Source organism: Lacrimispora struthionigena, assembly GCF_048627165.1.
Taxonomy (GTDB): domain Bacteria; phylum Bacillota; class Clostridia; order Lachnospirales; family Lachnospiraceae; genus Lacrimispora.
In genome coordinates this window covers 1,995,936-2,008,088 of record NZ_JBMBWP010000002.1, presented here as the reverse complement: position 1 = coordinate 2,008,088, position 12,153 = coordinate 1,995,936, and the positions used below count along the sequence as shown (strand labels likewise).

Annotated in this window: 9 protein-coding genes; all 9 read left to right on the top strand. The window is 42.7% G+C overall.

Going from position 1 to position 12,153, the window contains the following annotated elements:
- The first annotated feature begins 28 nt into the window (after positions 1-28).
- The 9 genes from chvE (at position 29) to ACOAOT_RS18345 (ending at position 12,137) form a co-directional block, all read left to right on the top strand.
- Positions 29-1,192 (top strand): multiple monosaccharide ABC transporter substrate-binding protein, encoded by a 1,164-nt coding sequence (gene chvE / locus ACOAOT_RS18385; RefSeq protein ID WP_104434347.1) that lies wholly within the window; start codon positions 29-31, stop codon positions 1,190-1,192.
- 78 nt (positions 1,193-1,270) lie between these two features.
- Positions 1,271-2,875: a multiple monosaccharide ABC transporter ATP-binding protein gene (gene mmsA, locus ACOAOT_RS18380; protein ID WP_420218295.1), complete on the top strand. Its 1,605-nt coding sequence runs from the start codon at positions 1,271-1,273 to the stop codon at positions 2,873-2,875.
- Positions 2,865-4,040, top strand: coding sequence for a multiple monosaccharide ABC transporter permease (mmsB, locus tag ACOAOT_RS18375; RefSeq protein WP_420218294.1), 1,176 nt, complete (start codon positions 2,865-2,867; stop codon positions 4,038-4,040). The genes mmsA and mmsB overlap by 11 nt, the downstream gene beginning before the upstream one ends.
- A 173-nt stretch (positions 4,041-4,213) precedes the next feature.
- A complete protein-coding gene (locus tag ACOAOT_RS18370) occupies positions 4,214-5,224 on the top strand; it encodes a hypothetical protein (RefSeq protein ID WP_420218293.1) in 1,011 nt (336 codons plus the stop codon).
- A 272-nt stretch (positions 5,225-5,496) separates the two neighbouring features.
- The gene (gene rfbC, locus ACOAOT_RS18365) at positions 5,497-6,051 is read left to right on the top strand and encodes a dTDP-4-dehydrorhamnose 3,5-epimerase (protein ID WP_420218292.1); all 555 of its coding nucleotides are present in this window, start codon (positions 5,497-5,499) and stop codon (positions 6,049-6,051) included.
- A 15-nt stretch (positions 6,052-6,066) separates the two neighbouring features.
- The gene (locus tag ACOAOT_RS18360; protein ID WP_420218291.1) at positions 6,067-6,879 is read left to right on the top strand and encodes an ABC transporter permease; all 813 of its coding nucleotides are present in this window, start codon (positions 6,067-6,069) and stop codon (positions 6,877-6,879) included.
- Positions 6,880-6,900: 21 nt separating this feature from the next.
- Positions 6,901-8,241 carry an ABC transporter ATP-binding protein gene (locus tag ACOAOT_RS18355; RefSeq protein ID WP_420218290.1) on the top strand — a complete coding sequence of 447 codons (1,341 nt, stop codon included), beginning with the start codon at positions 6,901-6,903 and terminating at the stop codon, positions 8,239-8,241.
- Positions 8,242-8,254: 13 nt separating this feature from the next.
- Entirely contained in the window at positions 8,255-9,037 is a 783-nt protein-coding gene (locus tag ACOAOT_RS18350; RefSeq protein WP_420218289.1) for a class I SAM-dependent methyltransferase, read from the top strand.
- Positions 9,024-12,137 (top strand): glycosyltransferase, encoded by a 3,114-nt coding sequence (locus ACOAOT_RS18345; RefSeq protein WP_420218288.1) that lies wholly within the window; start codon positions 9,024-9,026, stop codon positions 12,135-12,137. The genes ACOAOT_RS18350 and ACOAOT_RS18345 overlap by 14 nt, the downstream gene beginning before the upstream one ends.
- Positions 12,138-12,153 lie beyond the last annotated feature (16 nt).

The following is a 12,153-nucleotide window of genomic DNA, read 5'->3' as shown; positions in this document are numbered from 1 at the left end:
AAAACAAGTATTGGAGGAGGATTTATCAATGAAAAGAAAACTTTTAGCAGTCGCAATGACTCTTGCCATGACGGCAGGAATGCTGGCTGGGTGCAGCGGGGGAAGCAAGGCACCGGAAACCAAAGCTCCAGAGACCACCACTACGGCAGCAGCTGCTGAGACAACCAAAGCAGCAGAAACCACTACCGCAGCAGCAAAAACAGAAAAGAAAGACGGAGTCTTAATCGGTGTTGCCATGCCGACCAAGGATTTACAAAGATGGAATCAGGATGGCTCCAACATGAAGAAAGAACTGGAAGCTGCAGGCTATAAGGTAGATTTACAGTATGCCAGCAACGACGTTCAGACTCAGGTTTCCCAGATTGAAAACATGATTTCCAATGGCTGCAAAATGTTAGTGATCGCTTCCATCGATGGAAGTTCTTTAGGAGAGCCGCTTTCCCAGGCAAAATCCATGGGAATTCCGGTTATTGCTTATGACCGTCTGATCATGAACTCAGATGCAGTTACATATTACGCAACCTTTGATAACTACAAAGTAGGCCAGAAGCAGGGCGAGTATTTAGAGAAATCTCTTGGACTTGACAAAGCCGGCGATCCCAAGAATATCGAATTCTTCACAGGCGATCCTGCTGATAATAACTGCAAGTTCTTCTTCGGAGGAGCTATGGATGTTTTAAAGAAATATGTAGACAACGGCAGACTGGTTGTTAAATCCGGTCAGACAGCATTTGAGCAGGTTGCAACCGAGAAATGGGATTCTGAGAAAGCTCAGAACCGTATGGATACCATTATTGCAGGTAACTATTCAGACGGAACCGTACTTGACGCAGTTCTCTGCTCCAACGATTCCACCGCTCTTGGTGTTGAAAATGCACTTGCTTCTTCTTACACCGGAAAATATCCAATTATCACAGGCCAGGACTGCGATATTGCAAACGTAAAGAACATGATCCAGGGAAAACAGGCCATGAGCGTATTTAAGGATACCAGAACTCTGGCTACCCAGGTAGTTAAGATGGTAGATTCCGTTATGCAGGGCGGCAAAGCTGAGATCAACGATACCAAGTCCTATGACAACGGAACCGGAATTATTCCAACCTATCTTTGCGATCCAGTGGTTGTTACCGTTGACAACTATAAAGAGATGCTGATCACTTCCGGTTATTATACCGAAGACCAGTTAAAGTAATCAGGCGGATTTCCTTATGGGGGACGGCTTTTATCAATGAAAGCCGTCCTCTGAATATATAAAGAGGGAGGGATATTCTTGGCAAATATACTTTTGGAAATGAAAAACATCACCAAGACGTTTCCGGGTGTGAAAGCCCTGGATTTAGTAAACCTTCAGGTAGAAGAAGGGGAGATCCATGCTCTGGTGGGCGAAAATGGAGCGGGGAAATCCACTCTGATGAATGTACTCAGCGGTATCTATCCCTACGGTTCTTACGAAGGAGATATCATTTATAACGGAGAGATTTGTAAATTCAGTCATATCAGTGACAGTGAAAAAAAGGGAATTGTCATTATTCATCAGGAACTGGCACTGGTTCCCTATATGACAATTGCGGAAAACATGTATCTTGGAAATGAAAAAGGAAAGAAATTCGCAATCAACTGGAATGAAACTTTTGGGGAGGCTGATCAGTATTTAAAAACAGTAGGACTTTCCGAATCCTCCCATACGCTTATTAAGGATATCGGAGTAGGAAAGCAGCAGCTGGTAGAAATAGCAAAGGCACTTGCAAAAAAGGCAAAACTGCTGATTTTGGATGAACCAACTGCATCCCTAAATGAAGATGATTCAAAAGCACTTCTGGACCTTTTGAAAAAGTTCAAAGCAGAAGGTATGACTTCTATCATCATATCTCATAAACTGAATGAAATTGCCTATGTAGCAGATAAAATCACCATTATCCGCGATGGCTCAACCATAGAAACACTGAACAGGAAGACAGATAATGTAACAGAAGACCGGATTATAAAAGGAATGGTGGGAAGAGAACTGGTAGACCGTTTCCCCAAGCGTACGGACATTCAGATCGGTGAAAAATCCATGGAAGTGGAACACTGGAATGCCAGCCATCCCCTTTATTCAGAGCGTAAGTTAGTAAACGACGTATCCTTCTATGTAAAAAAAGGAGAAGTTGTGGGAATCTGCGGCCTGATGGGGGCAGGAAGAACAGAACTTGCCATGAGTCTTTTTGGAAAAAGCTATGGAGCAAATATTTCCGGTACGTTAAAGATTCACGGTCAGGAAGTCCATCTTCGTTCTGTGCGGGATGCCATCCGGCATAAATTGGCCTACGTGACTGAAGACCGGAAAGGCAATGGCCTGATTCTTGGAAATCCCATACGAATCAACACCACCCTTGCCAATCTCCGTGCAGTCAGCTTCCGAACCATCATTGATAAAGACAGGGAAGTCATGGCTGCTGAAGATTATATTAATAAGTTAAAGACCAAATGCCCTTCCGTGGAACAGACCGTAGGAAACTTAAGCGGAGGAAACCAGCAAAAGGTTCTTTTATCCAAATGGATGTTTGCAGAGCCGGATATTATGATTTTAGATGAGCCAACCAGAGGAATTGACGTAGGCGCCAAATATGAAATCTACTGTATCATAAACAAACTGGCTGCCGCCGGAAAATCCATTGTCATGATATCCTCAGAGCTGCCGGAGATTCTTGGTATGTCTGACCGCATTTATATCATGAACGAGGGGCGTATTGTTGGAGAGATGAACTCACAGGAGGCCACACAGGAAAAAATCATGGCATGCATTTTAAAATCAGATAAGCATCCTTCGGGAATACCTTTAACCCCGGATAACATGGGCATGGAAGAGGAAGGGAGAGTAGAAGATGGAGAATAAATTAAAATTGTCGGAAGCACTAAAAAAATATACGATGGTAATCGTTCTGGCAGTAGTCGTAATCTTGTTTACTGTAAATACAGGAGGTAAAATGCTTCTTGCCCAGAACGTAAACAACTTAATCGCACAAAATGCATATGTGTTTATTCTGGCAACCGGAATGCTCTTCTGTATTCTGACAGGCGGTAATATTGATTTATCGGTTGGTTCTGTGGTCTGCTTCGTAGGAGCCATAGGCGGAAGCATGATGATTAAGATGGGAATGAATCCTTATCTTTCCCTTCTTTCCATGATCATCATCGGCATACTGGCCGGAGCCTGGCAGGGCTTCTGGATTGCTTACGTACGAATCCCCCCATTTATCGTAACACTGGCAGGAATGCTCATCTTCCGCGGGCTTTCAAACGTAGTCCTTCAGGGAATGACCCTTTCTCCCGTACCGGACAGCTTTTTAAATCTGTTTAATACCTATGTTCCTGATGTGTTTGGTATGAAGGGCTTTAACCTCACCTGCTTCCTTGTAGGAATTGCAGCCTGCTGCATCTTTATTGTATCAGAACTGATCACCAGAAAAAGAAAACTGAAAAAGGGATACCGGGTAGATCCCCTAAACAGTATGATCATTAAAATGGTATTGATGACTGCAGTAATACTTTTCTTCATGTATAAGCTGTCTCTCTACAAAGGAATACCCAATGCTCTGATCTGGGTTGTGGTAATCATCGGAATTTACAGCTACATATCTTCCAAAACAACCACAGGACGATATTTCTATGCAGTGGGCGGAAACGAAAAAGCAACCAGACTTTCCGGTATCGATACCAATAAGGTTTATTTTCTTGCCTACTTAAATATGGGTCTGCTGGCAGCCGTAGCAGGCATGGTAACCCTGGCCCGTTTGAACTCTGCTAACCCAACAGCAGGAAATAACTATGAAATGGATGCCATCGGAGCCTGCTTCATCGGCGGAGCCTCTGCATACGGTGGAACAGGAACCGTACCAGGTGTTATTGTAGGCGCCACACTGATGGGTGTTTTAAACCTGGGTATGAGCATTATGGGTGTAGATCAGAACCTTCAGAAAGTGGTAAAGGGAACCGTTCTTTTGGCGGCAGTTATATTTGATGTGGTAAGTAAGAGGAAATCATTTATTGTGAAGCAGTAAGCTTATAATATTTAAAAGTAAACCGGTTGTCTCTGCATAAAATTACTGTTTCTGGAATTCTCTGTAATATTTAAGACAGATTTAAGCATATAGTGATAAATTATTATGGAGAAAACAGAACAAACCGCTGGCTGGTATCTTGGCCCGGATTAAAATTGCAGGAGGTAACAGACATGATTCAATATAAAAAGACTATGGCTATTTTGGGTACCGCAGTTTTCATGACCTTATATCCGCTTTCTTCTATGGCATCGACTCAAACCACGATTGGCAGTGTCTCGCTGGTCATTGATTCAGACATAGAAACAGGAAGTAGTTCCAGTGATGTAACAGTTACTACCAGTTCCAGTAAATACAGTGTGGAAGATACAACCGTTACCAATACTCCTAATGATGAGTGGGAAGATGGAGATAAGCCAAAACTGAAGGTTTATCTGGAGGCCGATGATGATTACTATTTTGCCAGTGGATTCTCCAAAAGCAGTGTAAGCATTAGCGGATCTGATGGTACAGTTACCTCTGTAAGCAGGAGCAGCAGTTCCGAACTGATAGTCTATATTACTCTTGACGCGTTGGACGATGACAGCAGCGACAGTTACTCTCTCGATGCCAGTGATTTATCATGGAATGAATCCACTGGAACGGCTAACTGGGATGAAGCGGAAGATGCAAAAAAATATGAAATCAGGTTATACAGAGGAAGCAGTACTGTGACTTCTGTGCTTACCACTACAGGTTCCAGCTATAATTTTTCCAGTTATATTACTTCAAGCGGCTATTATACATTCAAAGTAAGAGGCGTCTATAATTCTTCCAACAAAGGAAGCTGGGAAGAGTCGGATTCCTGGTACGTGACTTCTTCGGTGGCGCAGGAGATCAGTACCAGCAGTTCTGTCAGCACCACCAATTCTGCAGGTCCCGGAGCTTCAGCAGGCACCGGTGCATGGTTAAAGGATGACAGTGGCTGGTGGTACTGTAATGCAGACAAAAGCTATACAGTTAGTAACTGGCAGTATATTAACGGATATTGGTACTATTTCAATGAACATGGATATATGGTAACAGGCTGGGTGTTATGGAATGCAAAATGGTATTACTGTGGAGACAACGGTGCCATGTATACCAGTGCTAAAACACCGGATGGGTATTATGTAGGAACTGATGGTGCATGGACCGGTGCGTGAATCTGACCGGATAATTGTAAGTTAATAAAAAAACGTTGCCGTCTGGCTGATTCGTATAGCCAGGCGGCATCTTTAATTTATTCAGGAGTAATAAAGTCGCCGTCCATCTGAAATTTTTCAGTTGGGTGGCATTTATGCATAGATGTATCAGAAATGAGACGTCAACCGGGCAGAAACCAATAAAAATTTTCCTATATATAGAAATCTTGGCTGAGTTGTGGTAGAATGCTACAAGTAAAAGAATGTTTTGATATGTAAAGGAGCATAAAAATATGGGAAAGATAAAAGTAACAGCATGCGAGATAGAAGGGCTTTATGTCATTGAACCAACCGTATTTCCGGATTCCAGAGGATATTTTATGGAAACCTATAACCAGAATGATTTTCACGAAGCGGGACTGAACATGAATTTTGTACAGGATAACCAGTCCATGTCTGTAAAAGGTGTGCTTAGAGGACTTCATTTTCAGAAGCAGTTTCCCCAGGGAAAACTGGTACGAGCAGTGAGAGGAACTGTGTTTGATGTGGCAGTTGATTTAAGAGCTAATTCCAAAACTTATGGTAAGTGGTTCGGTGTGGAGCTGTCTGCAGAAAACAAAAAGCAGTTCTATATTTCAGAAGGCTTTGCACATGGATTTTTAGTTCTGTCTGATGAAGCAGAATTTGCTTATAAATGTACGGACTTCTACCATCCGGGCGACGAAGGCGGAATTCTTTGGAGTGATCCCGAGATCGGAATTGAATGGCCAATTTCAGAGGGAATGGAACTTACTATTTCCGATAAAGACCAGAAGTGGAACGGTATCCGGGATACGTTTAAATTTTAACGAGAGGAGAAAACCATGAATTATCTGGTTTCCTTATTAAAAGAAATCTATATAAAAAGAAAACTGATTCTGGATTTAGCAAAAGCGGATTTTAAGAAGCGGTTTGTAGGCTCTTATTTCGGAATTGCATGGATGTTTCTGCAGCCGATTGCCACGGTTCTTGTTTATTTTTTTGTGTTCCAGATGGGATTTAAAAGTGTGCCACCAATTAAGGTTTACCCCTATGTACTGTGGCTGATTCCAGGTATTGTGCCATGGTTTTTTATCAGTGAGGTTTTAAACATGGGGACCAACTGCCTGCAGGAATACAATTATCTGGTAAAAAAGGTAGTTTTCCGTGTGGAGATTCTTCCATTTATTAAGATGTTATCCTGTCTGATGGTACATGGAATATTTGCTATCATTATGTTTGTAGTATTTTTATGTTATGGCTTTTTGCCAAAGGCCAGCTGGTTTCAGATCATTTACTATACCTTTGCTGCTTCCATGTTATCTCTGGCTATTACCTATTTTACCAGTGCCATTAATGTATTTTTCAAAGATATGGCACAGATTGTGGGTATTTGCCTGCAGTTTGGTATGTGGATGGTGCCGATTATGTGGGCTCCGGAGATGTTTCCAAAAGCTCCTGAGTGGCTCCCCGGCGTGTTGAAAATAAATCCGGTTTATTATATCGTTGCCGGATACCGTGACAGCATGTTATATGGGAACTGGGTTACTGAACGGCCAACTCTTGGTCTTTATTTCTGGTTTGTCACTATTGTCCTGTTTTTAATAGGACTGAAAGTATTTAAAAAGCTGCGCCCGCATTTTTCCGATGTGCTGTAGGCAGTTACCATGGAGGATTCAATGTCCGTAGAATCGAATAACAAAGCATTGACGGTTAATAATGTAACCAAAATATATAAATTATATGAAAAACCCATTGACCGGTTAAAAGAGGCAATGAGTCTGACTCATAAAAATTACCACCGTGATTTTTTCGCCTTAAACGGGATTTCTTTTGATGTGGAAAAGGGACAGACTGTAGGTATTATCGGTACCAACGGTTCTGGAAAGTCCACTATTTTAAAGATTATTACCGGAGTTCTGACTCCAACTACTGGAGATGTGCAGGTAAACGGGGTGATCTCTGCTCTTTTGGAACTTGGAGCAGGATTCAATATGGACTATACAGGAATTGAAAACATCTACATGAACGGTACCATGATGGGATTTTCCAGAAAAGAGATGGATGAAAAACTGCAGGACATCCTGGATTTTGCCGACATCGGAGATTTTGTCTATCAGCCGGTAAAGACCTATTCCAGCGGTATGTTTGTCCGCCTTGCATTTGCCCTTGCCATTAATGTAGAGCCGGAGATTCTCATTGTTGATGAGGCACTTTCCGTAGGAGATGTTTTCTTCCAGGCAAAATGCTACCGCCGTATGGAGGAAATCCGTAAAAATGGAACCACCATTCTCATGGTTACCCATGATATGGGTGCTATCATCAAGTATTGTGACCGCGTGGTGGTGCTGAACAAAGGAAATTTCATTGCAGAGGGCGAGCCAGGGAAAATGGTTGATCTTTACAAGAAGATTCTGGCAAACCAGATGGATGATTTGAACGAAGAACTGGAAGCTGTGGATAACCGGCTGTATAACGATTTTTCCGGCGACCAGGCAATTGCGGAAAGAAGCAGGGCGGCAGCAGGCGGAATGATGAAGGATAAGCTGACCATCAATCCAAACCGCACGGAATACGGCGATAAGAGGGCGGAGATCATAGATTTTGGCCTTCTTGATGAGAGAGGAAATATTACTAATCTTCTGTTAAAGGGAGAGCGTTTTACCATAAAGGAACGAATTCATTTCCATGGAGAGATCGAAACACCGATTTTCACTTATACCATCAAGGACAAGCGTGGGGCTGATCTTACCGGTACCAATACCATGTTTGAGTCCTCCGATGTAAAATCTGTTAAAAAAGGCGATGAATACGTCGTGGAATTTACCCAGAAGATGACTCTTCAGGGTGGAGAATACTTACTGTCCATGAGCTGTACCGGATTTGAAAACGGAGAGCATGTGGTTTACCACCGTCTGTATGATATTGTGAACATTACCGTTATATCCAACAAGAATACGGTTGGCGTTTATGATATGGAACCGGATGTAAGCCTAACACTTATGCGTGCAGAAAAGTAAGGAGGAATGATGCATGAATGATATCAGCCCTGAACTTAAAAAGCTGTATCAGAATTATAATGGAGATATTAAAAAGCTGCTGCAGGAAAATCCCAGGCTGGATTATTTATATGCCTTATCGGAAATTAGAGAAAATCTGCTGGATTGGTTTGAGTTTAAACCAGATGCAACACTTTTGCAGGTGGGATCTGACTACGGCGCGTTAACAGGCTTATACAGCAGACGAGTGAGAGCAGTAACTGTATTAGACCCCTGCCACAACAATTTATCGTTCAACCGCCTTCGCAATCAGAAACAAAACAATATCCACTACGTAAACAATGATTTAGACTCTTTTACCAGTGATGAGGGCTTTGATTATATCGTTTTTGCAGGTTCTCTTTGCGAACCGTATCAGGACATGATGCAAAAGGCCAAAGAACTTTTAAAACCCGACGGAATGCTGATTACTGCCATTTCAAACCGTCTGGGATTAAAGTATCAGGCTGGTGCAAAGGCGGAGCAGTTTTGCCTTTCCAGAACCGAGTTGAAGGAACTTTTATGCGGAAGTGAAGGGAACGAGGGAACTGTGAAATTCTACTATCCCATGCCCGATTACCGCCTTCCTGTAACTTTATACTCCGATGGATATCTTCCGGGTAAGGGAGATTTAACCCATGCCATTCTTGCCTATGATTATCCCAAGTACTTACGTTTCGATTTAGGTAAGATGTTTGATGAAGTATGTGAAGGAAAACAGTTTGAGACATTTGCCAATTCATTTTTAACCATTTGGAGCCGTCATGAAGAAAATTAATTTTGTAAAATATAATAAAACAAGAAGAGAAGCTTTTCAGATACGCACCAGTCTGGTGGAAGAAAATGGACTGCCTTATGTGGAAAAGACTGCCCTGACGGCTGAGGGAATCCCTCATATCCGTTCCTTTGAAGAAAAATACAATAATTTAACGGAACAAAATCAGGGGTTACATGTGGCAGACGTAACGGTCAGCTCAGATGGAACAACCGCCCGGTTTGCATTTTTAAAAGGAGAGACGTATGCTGAGATTCTTGGCCGGCAGATCGTAAACGGGAAAGTTTCGGAAGCCTCTCTGGAAGACGGCATCTCCATGATTTTAAAGGTACATGATGATTACATGACGCCGTTCCATATCACGCCGGAGTTTGAAGAAGTATTCGGTGTGCTTCCGGATTCTGCAGAGCAGATTAGAAGAGACTGGGCATTTAAACATTCCAACATAGACTGCCTTTTTGAGAATATCATGATCACTGAAGACGGTCCTTACTGTCTGGATTATGAATGGGTATTCTCTTTTCCAGTTCCTGTTAACTTCATAAAATTCCGGGTGCTGTATTATTTTTATGAGCAGTATAAAAGCATCCTGAACTATGAGTCAATGGAAGTTTTTATGGAAGAGCAGGGAGTAGACGGTGAACTGATTGGTATTTATGAAGAGATGGAACGCCATTTTCAGGAATATGTTCACGGTGAGAACCAGCAGATCTATCTCTTAAACTACATGCATGAGACATTTGCCCTGCCGGACAGCATGTTTGAGGTATCTCAGATGATTGATGATACCAAGGATCAGATAGCCCAGATGAAGGCTGAATTAAAGGAAAAGGATCTGACCATTACAAAACAGCAGGAGGAAAAGCGCTTAACGGATAACCATGTTGCCAACCAGGACATGATTATTGCTTCCCTTAGAAAAGACTGTGAAACCATGCAGGGGATTATTGAACAGTTAAGAAAGCATGAATCCTTCTCCTATAAGGTACTGCGCAGGTTAAAAAGAATCTTTAATGAGAAATTCCCTCAAGGCACAAAGAAACGGAAAGTGCTGTTTTATATAAAGGAAACCATACTTCACCCTATAAAATCCATTTCCCTCTATACAACAGATGAGGGAAGAAATCTCATGGAAGGTGATATGAAAATCGGAGCAGCATACCGGATACATGGAAAACTTCGTTTTGTAAAAGAAGGACATCCCATGGTATCCATCGTCATACCGGTTTACAATCAGATCCATTATACTTATGCATGCCTCCTGTCCATACTGGAGCACACAAAAAATGTGGATTATGAGATAATCATTGCAGATGATGTATCAACGGATGCGACAGCAGAACTGTCCAAATTCACAGAAAATGTGGTGATCTGCCGCAATGAAACCAACCAGGGATTTTTAAGAAACTGCAATCAGGCGGCAAAGTCGGCAAGAGGAAAGTATATCATGTTTTTAAACAATGATACTCAGGTAACCGACGGCTGGCTGGACAGTCTGGTTAATCTAATCGAGTCAGATCCCTCCATCGGAATGGTGGGCTCTAAACTGGTTTATCCTGACGGACGGCTTCAGGAAGCAGGCGGAATCTTATGGAGCGACGGCTCTGGATGGAATTACGGACGTCTCGATGATCCGGAGAAACCTGAATACAATTATGTAAAAGACGTAGATTATATTTCCGGTGCTGCAATCCTTCTTTCCAATGATTTGTGGAAACGGATCGGCGGCTTCGATGAACTCTTTGCACCGGCTTATTGTGAAGATTCCGATCTTGCCTTTGAGGTACGCAAAGCCGGTTACCGGGTGGTTTATCAGCCCCTTTCCAAAGTAATCCACTTTGAAGGCATTTCAAACGGAACAGATGTCAATGGATCCGGTTTAAAACGCTATCAGGTGGAAAACAGTAAAAAGCTGAAAGAAAAATGGGCGGCTGAGTTTAGCTGTCAGAGCGAAAATAACGGTAACCCTGATCCATTCCGTGCCAGAGAAAGAAGCCAGGGAAAGGATATCATCCTGGTGGTGGATCATTATGTACCTACCTATGACAGGGATGCAGGTTCCAAAACCACATTCCAGTATTTAAAAATGTTTATTGATAAGGGATATGTAGTCAAGTTCCTGGGAGACAATTTCCTTCATGAAGAACCTTATTCCACCGCATTACAGCAGATGGGAATTGAGATTCTGTACGGCAGGGAATATCAGGCAGGTATCTGGGACTGGTTAAAGGCACATGGTGATGATATAAAGGCAGCTTATTTAAACCGCCCCCATATCGCTCAGAAATACATTGATTTTCTCCGGGAACATACCAGCATGAAGCTGATTTATTACGGACATGACCTTCATTTCCTTCGGGAAGGCAGGGAATACGAGCTTACCGGAGATCCTAAGAAACGGGAAGCTTCCGAATACTGGAGATCTATGGAGCTGCGCCTGATGAAAAAAGCGGCCGTTTCCTATTATCCGTCCTATGTTGAGCGGGAAGCCATTCATGAAATCGAGCCTTCCGTTCCTGTAAAAGCAATTGTAGCTTACGTATTTGACCGGTTTTTAAATCAAATACCCAATGACTTTGAAAAGAGGGAAGGTCTGCTGTTTGTGGGCGGCTTTGCCCATCCGCCCAATGCAGATGCGGTATTGTGGTTTGCAAGAGAGATATTCCCATTAATCAGAGAGCAGATACCGGTTAATTTCTACATTGTAGGTTCCAAGGTTACCGACGAGATTAAAGCCCTGGAGCAGCCGGATAACGGGATTATTGTAAAAGGTTTTGTTACGGAAGAAGAACTGGCAAGTCTTTATGCCAGCTGCCGGATCGTAGTTGTTCCTCTGCGATACGGGGCAGGTGTAAAGGGAAAAGTTATTGAAGCACTTTATTATGGCGCTCCTGTTGTAACTACTTCTATCGGGGCTGAAGGAATTCCAGAGGCAGATCAGGTGATGGTAGTAAGAGACGAACCGGGGACATTTGCAGAGGAAGTAGTTGCTCTTTACAATGATCCGGACAGCTTAAGGCAGATGAGCCAGAATACCCAGAACTACATTCGGACGTATCACAGCATTGATGCGGCATGGAGCGTAGTGGGAGAGGATTTTTAATATATAACAAGGGAGG